The organism is Stenotrophomonas sp. TD3, assembly GCF_001939825.1.
GTDB lineage: Bacteria > Pseudomonadota > Gammaproteobacteria > Xanthomonadales > Xanthomonadaceae > Stenotrophomonas.
Map to the genome: position 1 here is coordinate 3,379,460 of NZ_MOYM01000001.1, position 20,159 is coordinate 3,399,618.

The following is a 20,159-nucleotide window of genomic DNA, read 5'->3' on the forward strand; positions in this document are numbered from 1 at the left end:
TCCTACACCTTCTCGACCTTGACCAGGATGCACTTCGATTCGGGCGTCTGCGAGTTGCCGTCACCGATGGCGTTGGTCAGCGTATTGGCGATGTATCCGGGCTTGGCTGCACCGAGGAAGCCCCAGTGGATCGGCACGCCCACCTGGTGCACGGTCCGGCCATCGATCTGCAGGGCCTTGATGCGCTTGGTCACCATGGCCACCGCTTCGATGTGGCCGCGCTTGGAACTGACCCGCACACGGCTGCCGTTGTTGATGCCCAGCTCGTCGGCCAACGCCGCGCCGATCTCGACGAACTGCTCGGGCTGGATGATGGCGTTCAACTTGCCGTGCTTGGTCCAGAAGTGGAAATGCTCGGTCAGGCGGTAGGTGGTGGCCACATGCGGGAACTCGTCCGGCGAGCCGATCTGTGCGCGATCGCTGGCGAACACGCGTGCCGCCGGGTTGTTCAGCGTCAGTGCCTGCCCCGGGCTGAGCGGGTTGCTGCGCAGCGGGGTATCGAACGGTTCGTAATGCTCCGGGAACGGGCCCTCGGCCATGCCGGCCTTGGCGAAGAAGCGGGCGATGCCTTCCGGGTTCATGATGAACGGGCCCATGCCGCCGGCGGGATCTTCGTCGGCCTTGAAGTCCGGCACGTCCACGTTGCCCCAGTTCTTGCCGTTCCAGGCCAGCAGCGTGCGGCGCGGGTCGAACGGTTTGCCGGCCACGTCGCACGACGCGCGGTTGTACATCACGCGCCGGTTGGCCGGCCACGCCCAGGCCCAGCCCAGCGTGTTGCCGATGCCGGTGGGGTCGCTGTTGTCACGCCGCGCCATCATGTTGCCGGTCGGGCCCCAGGCGCCGATGTAGATCCAGCAGCCGGATGACGTGCTGCCGTCGTCGCGCAGGTCGCCGAACGCGGCCAGCTGCTCGCCGGCCTTGCGCACCAGTTTGGTCGGGTCCTTCGGATCGAACACGTCGGCCAGCGCCTTGCCGTTGTATTCCATCGCCAGTTCTTCCGGCGTCGGCAGTTCCGGGTTGGAATACTTCCAGGCCAGGTCGCGCACCGGCTCCCACCACGCACCACCGTCCTTCTCGTACATCGCTTTGATGCGATGGAACAGCTCGGACATGATCTCGATGTCGCTGCGCGCCTCGCCCGGCGGATTGGCCCCCTTCCAGTGCCACTGCAGCCAGCGCGAGGAGTTCACCACCGCGCCGTTCTCCTCGGCGAAGGAGGTGGTCGGCAGGCGGAATACTTCGGTCTGGATCGTGCTCGGGTCGACGTCGTTCAGTGCGCCATGGTTCTGCCAGAAGGCAATCGTTTCGGTTTCCAGCGGGTCCATGCTGATCATGAATTTCAGCTTGGAGAACGCACTGATCAGCTTGCCCTTGTTCGGCGCCGAGGCCAGCGGATTGAAGCCCTGGCAGATGTAGCCGTGGATCTTGCCCTCGTTCATCAGTTCGTACGCCTGCAGCATGTCGTACGGCTTGTCGAGCTTGGGCAGGTGGTCGAAGCACCAGTTGTTGTCCGCGGTGGCGGCGTCGCCCCACCACGACTTCATCAGGCTGACGTGGAACTTCGGGTAGTTCTGCCAGAACGACATCTGGTTGGCGCGCAGCGGCTTCTGCGTGCGCTTGGCGATGTAGGCGTCGTAGTCCTGCTCGTCCTGCTTCGGCAACGTCAGGTAGCCGGGCAGCAGGTCCGACATCAGGCCGATGTCGGTCAGGCCCTGGATGTTGGAATGCCCGCGCAGGGCGTTCATGCCACCACCGGCCACGCCGATGTTGCCCAGCAGCAGCTGCACCATGGTGCCGGCACGCACGTTCTGCGCACCGATCGAGTGCTGCGTCCAGCCCAGCGCGTACAGGATGGTCATCGCCTTGTCCTTGCCGGCGGTGGACGCGATCATCTCCCACACCTGGCGGATGCTGTCGGCCGGCGTGCCGCAGATGCGTTCGACCATCTCCACGGTGTAGCGCGCGTAGTGCTGCTTGAGCAGGGTGTAGACGCAGCGCGGGTCCTTCAGCGTCGGGTCGCTGCGCACGAAGCCATCGTCACCGTACGCGTAGTCCCAGCTGGAACGGTCGTAGCTGCGCTTCTCTTCGTTGTAGCCCGAATACAGGCCGTCCTTGAAGGCGAATTCGTCCTTCACCAGGAACGACATGTCGGTGTAGTTCAGCACGTACTCGTGCTGGATGCGGTCCTCGGTCAACAGGTAGTTGATCAGGCCGCCCAGGAACACGATGTCGGTGCCGGTACGGATCGGCGCGTACACGTCGGCCACCGCGGCCGAGCGGTTGAAGCGCGGATCGACCACGATCAGCCGGGCCTTGTTGTGTGCCTTGGCCTCGGTCACCCATTTGAACCCGCACGGGTGTGCCTCGGCGGCATTGCCACCCATGATCAGGATCAGGTCGGCATTCTTGATGTCGACCCAGTGATTCGTCATCGCACCACGGCCTAGCGTCGGGGCAAGACCTGCCACCGTCGGGCCGTGTCAGACACGTGCCTGGTTGTCGAATGCCAACATGCCAAGGGAGCGGACGACCTTGTGGGTCAGCACCGCGGTTTCATTGCTGGTGGCCGAGGCGGCCAGCATGCCGGTGGTCAGCCAGCGGTTGACCGTCTGCCCGGCCTCGTTCTTCTGCACGAAGTTGGCATCGCGGTCTTCCTTCATCAGCCGCGCGATGCGGTCCAGCGCATCGTCCCAGCTCAGCCGCTTCCACTCGTTCGAGCCCGGTGCGCGGTACTCGGGGTAGAGCAGGCGCGACTTGCTGTGGATGATGTCGGCCAGGCCGGCACCCTTCGGGCACAGCGTGCCGCGGTTGACCGGGTGGTCCGGGTCGCCCTCGATGTGGAAGATGCTCGGCTCGGCGTTCTTGGCACCGTCGCCGAGGCTGTACATCAGGATGCCGCAGGCCACCGAACAGTACGTACAGGTGTTGCGGGTCTCGGTCGCGCGGGTCAGCTTGTACTGCCTGACCTCCGCGAGCGCGATGCCGGGCGCGAAGCCCATCAATGCCAGGCTGGAGCCGACCAGGGTTGTCCCGGTCACTTTCAGGAACTGGCGGCGGCTCATCGATGGCATGCCGTTCTCCTGGGATGGCGGGGAGGCGCAGGCCTCCGGGCTGTCGTTGGGTACGGCCCGGTTATAGCACAGGCCCCCGGATGCTCATGTGGCACAAGGCCCGGCGCCTGCCGGACGGGCGCGCAACGGGGCCGCTCTGGTAAAGTTGCGTGCCCGCCCCCCGGGGAAGCGTCTGCCGGGCCTGGTTCCAGGATGTTCCGCGCAGCCCCCGCCGTCCTGGCGCGATCCTCCGCGCCGGATCTGGAACATCGAGGAAAAATTTTGCGAAATCAACCCGTTGGATCCCGCGCATGAGCGCCCCGTCGAAGCCGTCGGACGCCGTTGCGCGCGGCACGCTGTACATCGTTGCCGCCCCCTCCGGTGCCGGCAAGAGCAGCATCGTCAATGCCACCCTGGCGCGTGACCCGCAGATCGCCCTGTCGATCTCCTTCACATCGCGCGCGATGCGCCCGGGTGAGGTGAACGGCCAGCACTACCATTTCGTTTCTGCGGAGAAGTTCGAGGAAATGATCGCCGCCGGCGACTTCTTCGAGCATGCCTGGGTGCACGGCGACTGGAAGGGCACCGCCCGCCAGTCGGTGGAGCCGCAGCTGGCCGCCGGCCAGGACGTGCTGCTGGAGATCGACTGGCAGGGCGCGCAGCAGGTGCGCCAGCTGGTGCCGGGCACGGTCACCGTGTTCATCCTGCCGCCGTCCAAGCAGGCCCTGCAGGACCGCATGCGCAAGCGCGGCCAGGACAGCGAGGCGGTCATCGCCCAGCGCCTGGGCGCCGCCCGCGATGAAATGCTGCACTTCAACGAGTTCGACTACGTCATCGTCAACGAGGTGTTCGACACCGCCGTGGACGAACTGTGCGCCATCTTTACCGCCAGCCGCCTGCGCCGGGAGGCCCAGAAGGTCCGCCACGCCGGCCTGATCCAGGCCCTGCTGACCCCTGATCCGGGCGCAACTGACTGATTCCAAAAGAATCGGGTAGGGGTTGGCTTGATTTTGTCCAGCCCCTGCCAGTACACTCCGTCCCCTTTCCCTCATTCGACTGAGCGGCCGACCGGTCGCCGGGAGCCCGTATGGCCCGCATCACCGTAGAAGATTGCCTGGAAGTCGTTAACAACCGTTTCGAACTGGTCATGATGGCTTCCAAGCGTGCCCGCCAGCTCGCCAACGGCGTGCAGGCCACGCTGGACAACAGCGAGACCGAGGACAAGCCGACCGTGCTGGCGCTGCGCGAAATCGCTGCCCGCAAGATCGACAACGCGCTGATCGACGAAGTCGAGAAGGCCGAGCGTGAGCGCGCCGAGCGCGAAGCGCTGGAGTGGGCCGCCGCGGAAGTGGTCGCCGACGAAGACATGTCCAAGAACGACGATTGATCGCATCGATCAACGTAATCGTTGGATGTGCCGAACAGGCCGCCCCGTGCGGGCTGTTTCGCATTCAGGATTTGCCGTAAACGTCGCGCTGGAATAGGCTGCGGGCATGAACCCAGGCCCCACTGCCAAGGTCGCCGCAGCCCCCACTGCCGCCGTACCCGACTACGTCCTCCAGCTTGAACGCGCCGCCCATTACCTGCCGCCGGAACAGCTGCCGCTGTTGCGCCGTGCCTGGGAAGTCGGAGCCGCCGCACACGCTGGGCAGACGCGCAAGTCGGGCGAGCCCTATATCACCCATCCGGTGGCCGTGGCCCAGGTGCTGGCCGAGCTCGGCCTGGACGTGGAAGCGCTGATCGCCGCGATCCTGCACGACACCATCGAAGACACCCCGCTGACCCGCGAGGCGCTGGCCGCCGAGTTCGGCGAAGCCGTGGCCGAACTGGTCGACGGCGTCACCAAGCTGGACAAGCTGAAGTTCCGCGACCGCCAGGAAGCGGCCGCCGAGAGCTTCCGCAAGATGCTGCTGGCGATGTCGCGCGACCTGCGCGTGATCATGATCAAGCTGGCCGACCGCCTGCACAACATGCGTACGCTGGGCGCGCAGAGCCGCGAAGCGCGCGGCCGCATCGCCCGCGAAACGCTGGAGATCTACGCGCCCATTGCCCAGCGCCTGGGCATGAGCCTGGTCAAGAGCGAGCTGCAGAACCTCGGTTTCAAGGCGCTGTACCCGTGGCGCCACGCCATCATCGAAAAACACATCCGCAGCCAGCCGGTGGTGCGCCGCGAAGCGATGGCGCAGGTGGAAGTGCAGTTGTCGCAGCGCCTGGCCAAGGAGGGGATCGAGCATCGGCTGATCAGCCGCATCAAGACCCCGTGGAGCATCTACAACAAGATGCGCGACGAGAACAAATCCTTCGACCAGGTGATGGATGTGTTCGGCTTCCGCCTGGTCGTGCGCAGCGTGCCCAGCTGCTACCACGCGCTGGGCTCCGTGCACGCTACCTTCAAGCCGCTGGATGGCCGCTTCCGCGATTTCATCGCCATTCCCAAGGCCAACGGTTACCAGTCGTTGCACACGGTGCTGTTCGGGCCGTATGGCTCGCCGATCGAAGTGCAGATCCGTACCGAGGAAATGGACCTGATCGCCGAACGCGGCGTGGCCGCGCACTGGACCTACAAGTTCGGTGGCGATTCGCCCAACAGCGCGCAGAGCCGCGCCCACGCCTGGATCGTCGAGCTGATCGACTCGCAGCGCGCCGCCGGTTCCTCGCTGGAGTTCCTCGACAACGTCAAGGTCGACCTGTTCCCGGACGAGGTCTACCTGTTCACCCCGAAGGGCAAGATCCTGGCCCTGCCGCGCAACTCCACCGCGCTGGACTTCGCCTACGCCGTGCACACCGACGTCGGCAACATGGCGGTGGCTTCGCGCGTGGACAAGAAACTGGTGCCACTGCGCACCAAGCTGGTGTCGGGCCAGTCGGTGGAGATCATCACCGCGCGCTCGGCCACGCCGAAACCGCAGTGGCTGGAATTCGTGGTCACCAGCAAGGCACGCACCGCCATCCGCCACCAGCTCAAGCAGCTGGAGCACGAAGACGCCGTGCAGCTGGGCCACCGCATGCTCGACCGTGCGCTGGAAGCGATGGATTCGTCGCTGGAGCGGCTGCCGAAGGGGCGCCTGGATGCGTTCCTGGCCGAACACCGCTTCCCGCGCCTGGAGGCACTGCTGGCCGAGGTCGCACTGGGCAACTGGATGCCGACCCAGGCCGCGCAGGCGCTGATGGCCTACGCCGAACTGCGGGGCGGCCCGCATTCGCGCCACCATTCGCAGGAAAAGATCCTGATCAACGGCAGCGAGCGTGGCGTGGTCACTTTCGCCGGCTGCTGCCAGCCGATTCCCGGCGACGAGATCATGGGCTACCACACCGCCGGCAAGGGCATCGTGGTGCACCGCATGGACTGCCCGAACCTGGCCGAGCTGCGCAAGTCGCCCGAGCGCTGGGTGCCGATCGGCTGGGACACCACCGTCTCCGGCGACTACGACACCTCGCTGGTGGTGGAGGTGGAGAACGGCACCGGCGTGCTGGCGCAGCTGGCCGCCGCCATCGCACAGAGCCATTCCAATATCGAGCGCGTGGACTACCTGGACCGCGATTTCAACGCCGCCGTGCTGGCGTTCAACATCCAGGTACGCGACCGCAACCACCTGGCCGAAGTGATGCGCCGCCTGCGCCGCCTGTCGGTCGTGCAGTCGGTACGCCGCCAGTAGATCCTGCGCGCACCCGGTAGTGCCGGCCGCTGGCCGGCACCTTCGCGGTGCTTCCGACGTTCATGGGGTTGCCGGCCAGCGGCCGGCACTACCGAAGCGGCGAGGTAGACCCACGCCATGCGTGGATGCAGCCCCACCCGGTACAATCACCGCTCTGTTTTCCCCCAAGCACCGGAGCGACCCATGTCCCGCCAGATCATCAACACCGAAAAGGCCCCCGCCGCCATCGGCCCGTACTCGCAGGCCGTGCGCGCCGGCAATACCGTGTATTTCTCCGGCCAGATTCCGCTCGACCCGGCCACCGGCGACATCGTCGGCGCTGGCGACGTCGAAGCACAGGCCCGTCGCGCCTTCGACAACCTCAAGGCCGTGGCCGAAGCCGCCGGCGGCTCGCTGGACAAGGTCGTGCGCCTGGGCCTGTACCTGACCGACCTGGGCGAGTTCGCCAAGGTCAACGCGGTCATGCAGGACTACTTCCAGGCCCCGTACCCGGCCCGTTCCACCATCGAAGTCTCCGGCCTGCCGAAGGGCGCCAACTTCGAGGTCGACGCGGTGATGGTCATCGACTGACCGCCACGTGGCACGCAAGGCGGCGGTCACCCCGGTCCTGTCACCGTCCGGCGAAGCATCCCTGGCGATGCTTGCGGGCGTGGGCCCGGCCGTGGCCGCCAAACTGCAGGCGCGTGGCCTGGCCACCCTGCAGGATCTCTGGCTTCATCTGCCGCTGCGCTATGAAGACCGGACCCGGCTGACCCGCATCGAAGACCTGCGCAACGGCGTGCCGGCGCAGGTGGAAGGGCGGGTGGTCGCGGTCGAGCGCGGCATGCGCTACCGGCCGATGCTGAAGGTCGCCGTGGAGGATGAAGGGCAGGGCACCCTGGTGCTGCGCTTCTTCCATTTCCGCCAGCAGCAGGTCGGCCAGTTCGCGGTCGGCAACCGGTTGCGCTGCTTCGGCACCCCCAAACCCGGCCATCTCGGCCTGGAAATCGTCCATCCCAGCTATCAGGTGCTGGGCCGCAACGACGATCCCGAACTCGGCGACCGCCTCGACCCGGTGTATCCCACCGTCGAAGGCGTTGGCCCGATGACGATGCGCAAGCTGATCGGCCAGGCCCTGGATCGCCTGCCCGAGGAAAGCACGCTGGAACTGCTGCCCAGCGGTTGGCTGGATGGCCTCGGCCTGCCGTCGCTGCGCAGCGCGTTGCTGACCGTGCACCGGCCGCCGCCGGATGCCGATCTGGCCGCCTTGGCCGCCGGCACCCATCCGGCGCAGCGTCGCCTGGCGATGGAAGAACTGCTGGCGCATCACCTCAGCCTGCGTCGCCAACGCATTGCCTTGCAGGCACACCATGCACCGCTGCTGGCCGGTTCCGGCAAGCTGGCCAAGGCGCTGCTGAAGCAGCTGCCCTTTGCGCTGACCGGTGCGCAGGCGCGGGTGTTCAAGCAGATCCGCGAAGACCTTGCGCGCCCCAGCCCGATGTTGCGGCTGGTACAGGGCGACGTCGGCTCCGGCAAGACCGTGGTCGCCGCGCTGGCCGCCATGCTGGCGGTGGAGCAGGGCAAGCAGGTCGCGTTGGCCGCGCCCACCGAGCTGCTGGCCGAACAGCATCTCAACAACCTGCGCGGCTGGCTGGAACCGCTCGGCGTGCGCATCGCCTGGCTGGCCGGCAAGGTCACCGGCAAGGCGCGCGCCAAGGTGATGGAACAGGTCGCCAACGGCGAAGCGCAGGTGGTGGTCGGCACCCACGCGCTGATGCAGGAAGCGGTGGTGTTCCAGGATCTGGCCCTGGCCATCGTCGATGAGCAGCACCGCTTCGGCGTGCACCAGCGTCTGGCCCTGCGCGACAAGGGCGCGGGCGGCAACAGCGTGCCGCACCAGCTGGTGATGACCGCCACGCCGATTCCGCGCACGCTGGCGATGTCCGAGTACGCGGACCTGGATGTGTCGGCCATCGACGAACTGCCGCCGGGACGCACGCCGGTGCAGACCGTCGCCCTCAACAATGACCGTCGCCCGGAACTGATCGAGCGCATCGCGCTGGCCTGCGAGGAAGGGCGGCAGGTGTACTGGGTGTGCACGCTCATCGAGGAAAGCGAAGAACTGGATGCCACCCCGGCGCAGGCCACCTACGAATCGCTGCAGGCACTGCTGCCCGGCGTGCGCGTCGGGTTGGTGCATGGCCGTCTGAAGGCCGCCGAGAAGCTGGCGACGATGGTGGCGTTCAAGGCCGGTGAGATCGACCTGCTGGTGGCGACCACCGTGATTGAAGTGGGCGTGGACGTACCGAATGCCTCGCTGATGGTGATCGAGAACGCCGAACGCCTCGGCCTGGCGCAGCTGCACCAGCTGCGTGGCCGCGTGGGCCGTGGTTCGGCCGTGTCGCGCTGCGTGCTGCTGTACCAGGCACCGCTCTCGCAGATGGCGCGCGAGCGCCTGCAGACCATGCGCGAAACCAACGATGGTTTCGTCATCGCCGAGAAGGATCTGGAACTGCGTGGCCCCGGCGAACTGCTCGGCACCCGCCAGACCGGCCTGGCCGGTTTTCGCATCGCCGACCTCGCCCGCGATGCTGGCCTGCTGCCTGGCGTGCATGACCTGGCCGAGCGGCTGCTGGACCAGCAGCCCGCGTTGGCTGATCGCGTGGTGCAGCGCTGGATCGGCACCGCCGTGCGTTACGCCTCGGCGTGAGTGGTGGGGTCAGACCCCTTTGCACAGCAAAGGGCTCCGACCCCATCCCCGGGACGCGCATCCACGCATGGCGTGGATCTACTGTAGAGCCGTGCTCGGCAGCCGTTCGCGCTGCGCGCGTGAGTCGAGCGTGGCTCGACTCTACAGACATCGCTTTCGATCATCTCGTGGATATGTCGACCAAGGTCGACATCTGCCAGAGCAGGATGCCGTTCCGACAGATCGCGGTGTCTGTCGACGGCGGGGTGGGTCCGGTTGCGGGGGTGTCCGCGGCATGGATGCCGCGGCCAAGCCCCCAGGGACGGGTTTACGGCGTCCCCCGCAACCGGACCCACCCCGCCATCCCCCAGAAAACCAGCTTCTGACGTTGCTGTTGCTGTTGCCGTTGCTCCTGCCTCTGCGGGTGCAGGGCGCAGCCCTGCCGAACCTCCCCCCTCCCGTACTTGCATCGGTCATCATCCCGGTCCACACTTCGTTGCCGATCTGAAGACGGCAACGATGACCCACAAGATCCCCCTGTTGATCGACACCGACCCCGGTGTGGACGACGCCCTGGCCCTGCTGATGGCCTTTGCCGATGAACGGCATGACGTGGTCGCCCTGACCATCGCCGCCGGCAATGTCGGCCTGCAGTACACCGTCCGCAACGCCCTCAAGCTCTGCGACATCGTCGGCCGCACCGACGTGCCGGTGTTTGCCGGAAGCCCGGATCCGCTGCTGCATCCCTCCGTTGACGCCGCCCACGTGCATGGCCGCGACGGCTACGGCGACGTGGACCTGCCGCCGCCGAGCCGCCAGGCCGAAGCCGAGCATGCTGCGCTGGCCATCCTGCGCCTGTCGCACGCGCATGCCGGCGAACTGATGCTGGTGATGCTTGGCCCGCTGACCAACCTGGCGCTGGCACTGAAGCTGGACCCGACCCTGCCCCAGCGCATCAAGCGCATCGTGGTGATGGGCGGCGCGGTCACCTGCCACGGCAACATCACCCCGGCGGCCGAATTCAACATCGCCTTCGATCCGGAAGCGGCGCATGTGGTGTTCACCTCGTTCAAGCACCTGCTGGTGTCGGACTGGGAGGCCACCGTCGCCCATGGCCTGCCGCTGGAGGAAGCCGAGAAGTGGCTGCAGGCCGACTCCGATCGTGCCCGCTTCTACGAGCTGATCTCGCGCAAGACCCGTGGCCTGTCCGAAGACAGCAAGGGCGGCCGCTGGTACACCGCCGACGCGGTCGCCATGGCCTGGGCGCTGAACCCGGAAGGGCAGCTGCAGGTCGAATCGCGGCCGCTGAACGTGGAGCTGAACGGAACGTTCAGCCGCGGCGCCACCATCGTCGACTGGAACCGCCAGACCGGCCAGCCGGACAACTGCGATCTGCTGATGGCCTACGACCAGCAGCGTTTCGAGGCCCTGGTGCGCCAGGCCCTGGGCGCGGACTGAAGCCGATTGACCGGCACCGGTTGCCCCGGGCGGCAACCGGTGCTTATAATGCCGCTCTTGACCACCAGCCCATTTACGGTGTGAGCCCATGAAGGCCGATATCCATCCGAACTACCGCGACGTCGTCTTCCATGACGTCACCTCCGATTTCAAGATCCTGACCCGCTCGACCATGGCGACGAAGGAAACCATCAAGTGGGAAGACGGCAACGACTACCCGCTGGTGAAGGTTGAAATTTCCTCTGCTTCGCACCCGTTCTACACGGGCAAGCACAAGGTCATCGACACCTCGGGCCGTATCGACAAGTTCCAGAAGCGCTACGCGCGCTGATCTGTCGATCCAGCTTCGAACCGACGGCCGCGCTCTGCGCGGCCGTTTGTTTTTCCCCAACGCCAACCCAACGGGCGTTTGGATGGACGGAACGCTGCGTTCGTGTGACAACGCTTTTGCCGATCCGGGCCGCTTGCTGGCCGGGTTCTGGCCGCCTGCCGTCTACGACTTCTGTCTAGCGCCGGGCAAATGCTGCTGTGCGATAATGGCGTGATCCCCGGCACAGGCCGAGGACGTCATTCACGTGCCTGACCAATGCGCTTGGGCAGGCGCCTTCCCATGAAGGAGCGCACACAGTGTCCGATCTTGATCAGGTCACGCTCAACGCCGGCGATAAGTCCGTCGTTCTGCCCGTCATCAAACCCACCCTTGGCAACGACTGCGTCGACATCGCGAAGCTGACCAAGGAAACGGGGTATTTCACCTACGATTCCGGCTTCACCGCGACGGCCAGCTGCAAGTCCGCCATCACCTACATCGACGGCGACAAGGGCGTGCTGCTGTACCGCGGCTACCCGATCGAACAGTTGTCGGAAAAGTCGAGCTACGTCGAAGTGGCCTATCTGCTGATCAACGGCGAGCGCCCGAGCGCCGAGCAGCTGAAGGCCTTCACCGATGAGCTGACCGCCGAAGCCAACGTCGATGATTCGATCAACACGCTGATCGGCAGCTTCGCCAAGGATGCCCACCCGATGGCCATCCTGGCAGCCGCGATCGCGCAGCTGTCGGCCATCTACCACGACTCGCTGGACCTGTCCGACGCCGAACAGCGCCGCCAGGCCGCCGTGCGCCTGATCGCCAAGGTGCCGACCCTGTCGGCGCTGATCTACCGCCACGGCAAGGGCCTGCCAGCCAACAAGCCGGACACCTCGCTGGACTACGTCAGCCGCTTCCTGAAGCAGACCTTCGAGTCGGCTGACGGCCAGTACGATCTGAACCCGGACGTGGTCAAGGCGCTGGACCTGCTGTTCATCCTGCACGCAGACCACGAGCAGAACGCCTCGACCTCGACCGTGCGCCTGGTCGGCTCGACCGGTGCCAACCCGTACGCGTCGGTCGCCGCTGGCGTCACCGCGCTGTGGGGTCCGGCCCACGGCGGTGCCAACGAAGCCGTGCTGAAGATGCTGGAAGAGATCGGCAGCGCCGACAACGTCGAGTCCGCCGTGGTCAAGGCCAAGGACAAGACCTCCGGCTTCCGCCTGATGGGCTTCGGCCACCGCGTCTACAAGAACTTCGACCCGCGCGCCAAGGTCATCGGCGAGATGACCAGCAAGGTGCTCAAGCAGCTGGGCGTGCAGGATCCGCTGCTGGACGTGGCCGTGAAGCTGGAACAGGCCGCGCTGCAGGACGAGTACTTCGTCGCCCGCAAGCTGTACCCGAACGTCGATTTCTACAGCGGCATCATCTACAAGGCGCTGCAGATCCCGACCGAAATGTTCACCGTCATGTTCGCCCTGGGCCGTACCTCCGGCTGGGTGTCGCATTGGCTGGAACAGCAGGTTGACCCGGAAATGAAGATCGGCCGTCCGCGCCAGGTCTACACCGGCAGCGACGTGCGCGACTACCAGGGCTGATCGCCCGCGTAGGTTGTGCCGAGAACGCCCCGCATCCGCGGGGCGTTTTTTTGTGCCCCGATCGCGCTCGACGGTTGGTGGCTGCGGACCGTCGACGGTTGGTGGGTGCGGACCGTTGGTCCGCACGGCAACCAATCATCCATCCGGCACTACACCTCCGAATACCGGCTCGGCGAACACCCCAGCACACGCCGGAATGCCGCAGAAAATGCGCTCGGGCTCGCATATCCCAGGTCCAGTGCCACGCGTGTCACTGCCTGCCCCTGGCCCAGCCGTTCGATGGCCGCCAGCAGGCACACCTGCTGCCGCCACTCGGCGAAACTCACTCCGGTATCCGTGCGGAACGTCCGCGTGAACGTACGCCGGCTCATGCCTGCATCCGCAGCCACCTCATCAAGCCCGATGGCGAGCGAGGGCGCATCGAACAGCGCCCGGCAGACGCGCGCGAGGCGTGCATCGGCAGGCAAAGGCGCATGCAGGGAAAGCATCGGCATCGACGCGATCTCCGCTACCAGCAGCTGCATCAGCTTGCCTGCACGCCCGTCCTCGTCGTACAGCGCAGGCAGGTCCACTGCACCCTCCAGCAGCTGCCGCAGTAGAGGTGAAACGGCATAGACATGGCACTGTGCCGGCATCGCCACCGCAGCGGCGGCCTCGATGGAAAGGAATGCGTTGAGCATCGTCACCGGCCCTCGCATCGTCATCTCGTGGGCCAGTCCGGCGGGTACCCAGCAGGCGCGCCCTGGCGGCACCAGCCAGCGCCCCTGCGGTGTCGTCACGCTGATGGTCCCGCGCGCGGCGAAGGCGAACTGACCGCGTCGATGGGCATGCCGGGGAAACGTGGACGCGGCCGCGTAGTCGTTCGAGGTGACCACAACATCGCGCGGCAGGTCTTCGTAGGGATCGAGCAGCGAATTGCGCATGGCCCGGATTCTATAGCGGTTGACCCACCATCGACGGCGGGCCGCGCCTGCGCTGCCTAGCATCAGTACACCTTCTGACTGTGGCAGTTCTTCATGGCCAACACTTTTCATCGCGTGGGGCAGGGGCCTCACTTCGTCCTGGTCCTGCATGGCTGGTTCGGCGACGCGCATGCGTTCGAACCGATCGAACCGTGGCTGTCGCGCGATCACTTCAGCTACGTCTTCATGGACTGCCGTGGCTACGGAGGCATGCGCGATGCGACGGGTCAGTTCAGCATCGACGAGATGGCACATGATGCGTTGGCGCTCGCCGATGCACTGCGGATCGACACCTTCAGCGTGGTGGGGCATTCCATGGGAGGCATGGCGATCGAGCGCATTGCCGTGCTCGCGCCACAGCGTGTGCGATCCATGCTGGCCATCGCGCCCGTTCCCTGCGGCGGCATTGCCTATGACGCGCCCACGCGGCGCCTGTTGGAGAGTGCCGCCGACAGCCTCGCCAACCGCCGGACCATCATTGATCGCAGCACCGGCGGACGACTGCCCGCGGCCTGGTTGGACTGGAAGGCTGGGTACTCGATGGAACGCTCCGCGCCCGGCGCGTTTGCTGCCTATCTTTCCGCGTGGGCAGATACGGATTTCAGCAGCGAGATCATCGGCGACCATCGGTTGAAGGTCGTGGTCGGCGGAAATGATCCCACCTTCAATCGTTCGCTGATGGAGAAGACCTACCTGTGCCGCTATCGCTACGCAACGCTGGAGGTCATCGAAAGTGCAGGGCACTACCCGATGAATGAGACGCCCTTGGCGTTGGTGGCGGCCATGGAGTCCTTCCTGTTGTCATTGCCCGGGAGGTAGCGTCGACCGTCAGTCGAATCGCGCGCGCAGCGCGGTAATTCGGGCACAGGCAGAAGAGCAGTCGACTAACAGTCGACTCTACAAAGGCAAAGCAATGAGGTTTGTTGAATTCAACGGATGAGGAAAATTGCATAACCCCATCCAGTAGATCCATGCCGTGCGTGGATGACCCACTGTAGAGTCGAGCCATGCTCGACTCGCACGTATGGCGCGAACAGCAGTCGAGCGCGGCTCGACTCTACAAACACTATGCAATGAGGTTTATTGCATTCAAGCAGTGAGGGAGTTTGCATAACTCTCAAACATTGAGCGCCTTCAAGGATTCTCCTTAACGTTCAACGTTTTAGGAAAGCTTGAATGGCCTGCATGGCAATGGATTCCTAACATTCTCTCCGTCGCCCGCACCCATCCCCGCGGGCGGCGCTTCCCTCCCTTTTCTCCTTGGGGAGGGGAGCTTTCAAATTCCCCCCCTTGTCCGAGAGAGACAACCCATGCACGCCATTATCAAGAAGGCCGCGCTCGCTGCAGCGCTGGCCACCGCTTCGCTGTCCGCGCACGCGCTGGAAACCAAGATCACCGTCTACGCCGACGTCGACCCGACCCTCGCGCTGCTGCTCGACGACGGCACCCCGTTGCCGGACACCGTGCAGATGACCCACGATCCGCTGCGCGGGCTGCTGCCGTCCACGCAGCAGGTGCGCATCCACTCCAATGACGAAACCGCGGACATCGAAGTTCGCCTCGGCCACGATCCGGTGCTACTCAATGGCGCCACGCGTGTGCCGCTGGCCGTCAGCCTGAATACCGACGCGCTGACCACCGCGGTCACCGAATTCAAGGCCGCTGATCTGTTCAACGGTGCCAGCTCGACGCCGGGTGCGTCCATTTCGATGCCGCTCACCATCGCCCAGGCCGGTACCGGCGGGCCGCTTACCGTACAGGGCCGCTACGAAGGCATGGTCTACATCATCATGAACCAGAAGCCCTGATTCAGGGCTTCCCCGCGCCGGCCCCGCATTCCGGGCCGGCCGCTTCTGCAGCGGTACCCCCATGACCCCACACGCCCCCGCCGTTACCCGGCTGGCGGTCGCGCTCGCCCTGGCAATGGCTGCTCCCTCGATAGCGGCCCACGGCGTCCCCGCTGGCTTTGAGGATCTGGTCGACGGCCAGACCGAACAACTCGACATCCAGCTGTTCGGCCGCTCGGCCGGGCTGTCACCGGTGCGCGTGACCCTGGAGCACGTGCAGCTGGAAGATCCCGCGCGCGTGCTGCAGGCGCTGGACCTGCCTGCGGAAGCACAGGCGGCATTGCTGCCGGCACTGTCGCAACCCCTGCCGCGCAACAGCCACCTGGCCTGCCGCTTTGGTGGCGCCACGGCCGGCTGCGGCTATCTCGATCCACCCGAAGACCCCGCAGCTGTGCGCGCGCTGTACGACGAAGGCGAGGGCGCCGTGCGCCTGTTCGTAGCGCGGCAGTGGATTCCCGGCGAGCCGGCCGCCGAGCGCTACCACAAGGTCACGGCCAACGCGGAAAACGCCTTCCTGCACCAGCAGACGCTCAATGTCAGCGGTGGTCGTGACCACCAGGCGCTGTCCGCGCGCGGTGTGGGCACGCTGGGCCTGTTCGATCGCGGCCACCTGTCCGCCGACTGGTACTACACCCAGCAGCGTTACCGCAGCCGAAGCGACGACGACTTCCAGTTCGACAACGTCTACTACCGCCATGACCTGGGGCAGGCGCACTACCTGCAGGCCGGGCGCATGGACCGCCGCAACCTGTCCAGCCCGCAGGGTGGCACTTTCAGCTTCAGCATGTTGCCGCTGGACCGTTTCCAGGGCGCGCGCGTGGGCACCACCCAGGCCTACGTGGACACCGATGCCGCCGTGCAGGCCACGCCGCTGACGGTGCTGCTGGCGCGCGACGCACGCGTCGATGTGTTCGACGGCGAGCGACTGCTGCAGACCTTCTACCTGCAGGCTGGCATCAACCAGATCGACACCCGCAATTTCCCGTTCGGCAACTACCTGGTGCGCATGCGCATCTACGAGGACGGTGTGCTGGTGCGCACCGAGGAGGCGCCATTCGACAAGGGCGGCGACTGGAGCAACAGCCAGTGGCAGTGGTTCGTGCAGGGCGGCCGCCGCAACGAGCGCCGCAGCGACCGCTTCGATGGCGAACGCGTGACGATGGCCGGCCTGCGCGTGCCGCTGGGCCGCGACGCCGCGCTTACCGCCGGTGTCGCCAACCTCGGCGGACACAGCTACGGCGAGCTGCGCGTGGACCTGCGCCGCGTGCTGGCCACGCATGAGATGCGCGCCACGCTCAGCGGCATGCGTGGCAGCGATGGTAGCAATGGCCAGCAGCATCAGCTGTCGTACCGGCGCAAGGCGTCGTGGAATCTCTACCAGCAGCGCATGCGCGGCAAGGCTTGCCAGTTCGAGGCCGATGCGCGCGACCAGCTGGGCTGCACCAACTCACTCAGCGGCTCGGTGTCGCTGCCGCTGGCCGGTGGCAACGCCTACGTGGGCTACGCCCGGCGCCAGACCTGGCGCACCGGCTGGCATCAGCCTGGATTCGAGCAGGATCCGTTCTTCGGCCTGGAGCCATTGCTGCCGCCCGGCCCGCTGGAGCCGCGCCGCGAGCCGGTGCTGAGCCGCACCTGGCAGGCCAGCTTCAGCCGCAGCCATCGCTGGCAGGACTTCAGCGTGTCCACGCGCGTCGGCCTGTGGCAGCAACGCAGCACCGACAGCGTGCGCGGCAGCAACGAGCGTGACCGCGGCATCTACTTCAACCTCAGCCTGACCCGCCTGCAGCGCAATCATGACAGCAGTGGCCAGCGCCGCTACGCCGTGGATGTACGCCAGCCCCAGCATCAGCGCCCGGCCATCGATTACAGCGTGGGCCAGAGCCTGCGCCAGGAGCGGGATACGCACTATCGGGAGCTGAACGCCGAACTGCGCGCCAACAACAATGACCGCTACAGCGCCTCGCTGAGTGGCCAGCTGCAGAACGGCATTGGCAACACCACTGCCAGCATTGCGCACTATCAGCAGCGCGGGCGCGGCGAGATGGGCTACAGCGGCAGCCACAGTTCCGGTTTCGCGCTGGGCCGTCGTGGCTTCTACTGGAGCGGCGCCAACGGCGCCGAGGCCGGTCTGGCCGTGCAGGTGGACGGTTCCGACGACGTCGACTTGCGCGGCGTAGCCGCCGAACTGCAGGTGGGCGGGCTGCGCCGACAGCGTCTGCAGATCGGCGAGCGTCGGCTGCTGCCGTTGTCGTCGTACCAGTCGCATCGTGCCGAAGTTCAGGATGCCAGCACGCTGGACAGCATCGCCGCCATCCGCGTGACCGGCGTGGGCGGCGCACGGCCGATGTTCCTACCCCCCGGCAAGCTGATGCGCATGCCGGTGCCGATCGAAGTGACCTACACCTTCATCGGCAGCGCCAAGGACCTTGGCGGCGCGCCGCTGGGCGGCGCCCGCATCCTCAACGCGCCGGTGCCCGGCACCAGCGCGAACGGCAGCTTCGTTGCCGATTTCCCGCGTCGCGAAACAACGCTGTACCTGCTGCAGGGCGACCGCCTGCTGCATTGCCCGCTGCAGGTGCGCGAGCGCCGCCAGGTGGTGCTGCTGGTCGGCGCCGTGCTCTGCGAGCCGCTGGCCGTGGCCCAGCTGCCGCCTGAGATCCGCCAGCAGGCCCGCGTCACCCGCCTGCTGCAGGAACGCGCGTTGATTGCCGCCACGCCCCAGACCGCTGCTGCAGGAGGTACGCCATGAGCCGGCGTTGGATGTGTGTGTTGATGCTGGTGTGTGCGCTGGTGCTGGTGGTGCCACGGGCGTGGGCGCAGTGGCCGCCGGAGACGCATCCGACGGACCAGAGCCGGGACATCGTGATGAGCTGGGATCGCTCGGCGGTGCCGGGTGATGTGGAGCTGTGGGCGCCGCGCACGGTGCTGGGGTTCAGTCACGATCTGGCGATGAAGTATGGGCAGATCCATGTGGTTTGTGGGTCTGCTTCTGATAGTGAGTTTGGGCGGTGTCCGACGGAAAGCGAGCTGAGCGTGTCCGGGGGAACAACAGAGATTGCGTTGCGTCTCGTTGACCTGAGGACTGGCCTGCAAACGGAGATTCGTGCGGTGGGAAGCCTGCAGCGGGTTATGTCGGGTGTTCGCTGCAATATCGATTACTGGGACAGTCAGAAGCGCATTCTGAATGAAGCGTTCTGGTACCAATGTGCATCGGACGAACCAGTCGGCACAGGTGCTGCTCTGATTGTTCCGGCATCTGAGCTTGCGAGGCTCGTGGCCGGCCGCTGGAAGGCCACGATGCGCCTGAACATCAAAGCCGATCCGAGCTTGGCTCCCGTCGCCACAGCCACTTTCAACTTCGACTTCACTGTCACCGACTACGACGCGATCTCGATCTACTTCCCCGGCTTCGATGGCATCTCACCGCTGGTCAACATGGACCTGCGCTACGACCCCATCCGCAAGATGGTCGGCGGTTACAAGGAAGTGGACATGTGCCTGTACGACGGCGTGGGCTCGCAGAGCGAGTTCCTCGGCGTCACCGTGCGCGACAGTGGTCCACGACCACCACCAGGGCGTGACTACGCAGTCTGGCACGGGGATGGCGGCAGCGATGACACCCAGCGCCTGGACTACCAGGTCGGCCTGAAATACGGCGGAAACCTGCTGGCCATGAAACACGGCGAGGAACAGCTGCTGCGCGGTATCGACAGCGCGCAGCTGCGCCTGGTGATGCTGCCGGGCATCAATCAACCCGTGTACTGCGTGCCCACGCCGCTGGTGCTGGAAACGCCGCCTACGCCCATCGCCAGCAAGCGGCCCGGTCTCTACGACGGCGAGCTGACGGTAGAGCTGCGCGTGCCGACCGCCAAACCCTGATCCCCACGGAGCCCCATCATGAAGAAGCTGCTGTTCTGTCTGCTGCCGTTGAGCGCGCTGCTGGCCCCGCCGGTACATGCCAACCTCTCGATCCATCCAATGCGTGCGGCCGTCGATGGCAAGCGCGGTACGCAAATCCGCGTCTACTCGCACTCCACCCAGCCGCAGTACGTGCAGGCACGCCTGCTGCGCATCTCGAATCCCGCGCAGGTTGGCGAGGAAGAGGTGGAAATGGAGGCGGCCGATGCCGCGGTCGCCATTACCCCCGGGAAGTTCGCACTGAGTGGCGGAGGCAATCGCCTGATCCGGGTGATTCCACTACGCAGCGTGGAGAAGGAAGTGGCCTACCGCATCTACTTCGAGGGTGTCAGGGGACCAGACGGGACCCTGCTTGAGGGTGACGAGCAGGCGGCACAGGCCAACGTCGGCGTCAGCCTGGTCTGGGGCGCGCTGGTGAACGTGCTGCCCACCAACGGCAGCGTGGATCTGCAACTGCAGGGCGACACCCTGCGCAACGTGGGGACCTTGCGAGTCGGCATCACAGGGCTGGCCGAATGCAGCGCCAGTGGTGCCTGTACGACCCACGACTTTGCCAAAAGCCTGTACCCGGACGCGGAGCTGAAGCTGCCGTTCCAGCCTCAACCGGGCAATACCGTGCAGCTGCATTACCGCCTGTCCAAGGACGGCTACCGCGAGCACACAACCACCCTGGCGCCGAGCGCCTGAACGTTCTG

15 protein-coding genes are annotated in these 20,159 nt (G+C 66.0%); 13 read left to right on the forward strand and 2 right to left on the reverse strand.

From position 1 onward, the window contains the following. Window positions 1-2: 2 nt before the first annotated feature. Window positions 3-3,071, reverse strand: coding sequence for a formate dehydrogenase-N subunit alpha (fdnG, locus tag BKE09_RS15750; protein ID WP_139319665.1), 3,069 nt, complete (start codon window positions 3,069-3,071; stop codon window positions 3-5). Window positions 3,072-3,361: 290 nt separating this feature from the next. Here fdnG and gmk point away from each other — a divergent pair, with 290 nt between their 5' ends. The 8 genes from gmk (at window position 3,362) to BKE09_RS15800 (ending at window position 12,737) form a co-directional block, all read left to right on the forward strand. Beyond that, complete coding sequence (gmk, locus tag BKE09_RS15760) at window positions 3,362-4,027, forward strand: guanylate kinase (RefSeq protein ID WP_014038334.1); 666 nt, start codon at window positions 3,362-3,364, stop codon at window positions 4,025-4,027. A gap of 110 nt (window positions 4,028-4,137) precedes the next feature. Beyond that, window positions 4,138-4,437, forward strand: coding sequence for a DNA-directed RNA polymerase subunit omega (gene rpoZ, locus BKE09_RS15765; protein ID WP_005410877.1), 300 nt, complete (start codon window positions 4,138-4,140; stop codon window positions 4,435-4,437). A 106-nt stretch (window positions 4,438-4,543) separates the two neighbouring features. Continuing rightward, entirely contained in the window at window positions 4,544-6,706 is a 2,163-nt protein-coding gene (locus BKE09_RS15770; RefSeq protein WP_075676355.1) for a bifunctional (p)ppGpp synthetase/guanosine-3',5'-bis(diphosphate) 3'-pyrophosphohydrolase, read from the forward strand. A gap of 183 nt (window positions 6,707-6,889) precedes the next feature. After that, complete coding sequence (locus BKE09_RS15775) at window positions 6,890-7,276, forward strand: RidA family protein (protein WP_005410875.1); 387 nt, start codon at window positions 6,890-6,892, stop codon at window positions 7,274-7,276. A 7-nt stretch (window positions 7,277-7,283) separates the two neighbouring features. Beyond that, window positions 7,284-9,395 (forward strand): ATP-dependent DNA helicase RecG, encoded by a 2,112-nt coding sequence (gene recG / locus BKE09_RS15780; protein WP_075676356.1) that lies wholly within the window; start codon window positions 7,284-7,286, stop codon window positions 9,393-9,395. Between the two features lie 498 nt (window positions 9,396-9,893). Further along, the gene (locus BKE09_RS15790) at window positions 9,894-10,832 is read left to right on the forward strand and encodes a nucleoside hydrolase (protein WP_075676358.1); all 939 of its coding nucleotides are present in this window, start codon (window positions 9,894-9,896) and stop codon (window positions 10,830-10,832) included. Window positions 10,833-10,920: 88 nt separating this feature from the next. After that, window positions 10,921-11,163, forward strand: coding sequence for a type B 50S ribosomal protein L31 (locus BKE09_RS15795; RefSeq protein WP_010484049.1), 243 nt, complete (start codon window positions 10,921-10,923; stop codon window positions 11,161-11,163). 296 nt (window positions 11,164-11,459) lie between these two features. Continuing rightward, on the forward strand, window positions 11,460-12,737 hold the full coding sequence (locus BKE09_RS15800; protein WP_057496800.1) for a citrate synthase: 1,278 nt from the start codon (window positions 11,460-11,462) through the stop codon (window positions 12,735-12,737). A gap of 149 nt (window positions 12,738-12,886) precedes the next feature. Here the strand turns inward: BKE09_RS15800 and BKE09_RS15805 are convergent, their stop codons facing one another. Beyond that, window positions 12,887-13,660, reverse strand: coding sequence for a helix-turn-helix transcriptional regulator (locus tag BKE09_RS15805; protein WP_075676359.1), 774 nt, complete (start codon window positions 13,658-13,660; stop codon window positions 12,887-12,889). A 93-nt stretch (window positions 13,661-13,753) separates the two neighbouring features. Here BKE09_RS15805 and BKE09_RS15810 point away from each other — a divergent pair, with 93 nt between their 5' ends. The 5 genes from BKE09_RS15810 (at window position 13,754) to BKE09_RS15830 (ending at window position 20,151) form a co-directional block, all read left to right on the forward strand. Continuing rightward, window positions 13,754-14,518, forward strand: coding sequence for an alpha/beta hydrolase (locus tag BKE09_RS15810; RefSeq protein WP_075676360.1), 765 nt, complete (start codon window positions 13,754-13,756; stop codon window positions 14,516-14,518). A gap of 491 nt (window positions 14,519-15,009) precedes the next feature. Beyond that, a complete protein-coding gene (locus BKE09_RS15815) occupies window positions 15,010-15,507 on the forward strand; it encodes a CS1 type fimbrial major subunit (protein WP_075676361.1) in 498 nt (165 codons plus the stop codon). 61 nt (window positions 15,508-15,568) lie between these two features. After that, window positions 15,569-18,295 (forward strand): TcfC E-set like domain-containing protein, encoded by a 2,727-nt coding sequence (locus BKE09_RS15820; RefSeq protein ID WP_075676362.1) that lies wholly within the window; start codon window positions 15,569-15,571, stop codon window positions 18,293-18,295. Beyond that, on the forward strand, window positions 18,292-19,425 hold the full coding sequence (locus tag BKE09_RS15825; RefSeq protein WP_075676363.1) for a CfaE/CblD family pilus tip adhesin: 1,134 nt from the start codon (window positions 18,292-18,294) through the stop codon (window positions 19,423-19,425). The genes BKE09_RS15820 and BKE09_RS15825 overlap by 4 nt, the downstream gene beginning before the upstream one ends. An 18-nt stretch (window positions 19,426-19,443) precedes the next feature. Then, on the forward strand, window positions 19,444-20,151 hold the full coding sequence (locus tag BKE09_RS15830; protein WP_075676364.1) for a pilus assembly protein: 708 nt from the start codon (window positions 19,444-19,446) through the stop codon (window positions 20,149-20,151). Window positions 20,152-20,159 lie beyond the last annotated feature (8 nt).

Excerpts from the sequence above, each read along its gene's own strand:
- BKE09_RS15775 (WP_005410875.1), top strand. The coding sequence starts at position 6,890 with ATGTCCCGCCAGATCATCAACACCGAAAAGGCCCCCGCCGCCATCGGC.
- BKE09_RS15770 (WP_075676355.1), top strand. The coding sequence starts at position 4,544 with ATGAACCCAGGCCCCACTGCCAAGGTCGCCGCAGCCCCCACTGCCGCC.
- BKE09_RS15795 (WP_010484049.1), top strand. The coding sequence starts at position 10,921 with ATGAAGGCCGATATCCATCCGAACTACCGCGACGTCGTCTTCCATGAC.
- BKE09_RS15820 (WP_075676362.1), top strand. The coding sequence starts at position 15,569 with ATGACCCCACACGCCCCCGCCGTTACCCGGCTGGCGGTCGCGCTCGCC.
- BKE09_RS15830 (WP_075676364.1), top strand. The coding sequence starts at position 19,444 with ATGAAGAAGCTGCTGTTCTGTCTGCTGCCGTTGAGCGCGCTGCTGGCC.
- BKE09_RS15810 (WP_075676360.1), top strand. The coding sequence starts at position 13,754 with ATGGCCAACACTTTTCATCGCGTGGGGCAGGGGCCTCACTTCGTCCTG.
- BKE09_RS15825 (WP_075676363.1), top strand. The coding sequence starts at position 18,292 with ATGAGCCGGCGTTGGATGTGTGTGTTGATGCTGGTGTGTGCGCTGGTG.
- BKE09_RS15815 (WP_075676361.1), top strand. The coding sequence starts at position 15,010 with ATGCACGCCATTATCAAGAAGGCCGCGCTCGCTGCAGCGCTGGCCACC.
- BKE09_RS15805 (WP_075676359.1), bottom strand. The coding sequence starts at position 13,660 with ATGCGCAATTCGCTGCTCGATCCCTACGAAGACCTGCCGCGCGATGTT.
- BKE09_RS15790 (WP_075676358.1), top strand. The coding sequence starts at position 9,894 with ATGACCCACAAGATCCCCCTGTTGATCGACACCGACCCCGGTGTGGAC.
- gmk (WP_014038334.1), top strand. The coding sequence starts at position 3,362 with ATGAGCGCCCCGTCGAAGCCGTCGGACGCCGTTGCGCGCGGCACGCTG.
- rpoZ (WP_005410877.1), top strand. The coding sequence starts at position 4,138 with ATGGCCCGCATCACCGTAGAAGATTGCCTGGAAGTCGTTAACAACCGT.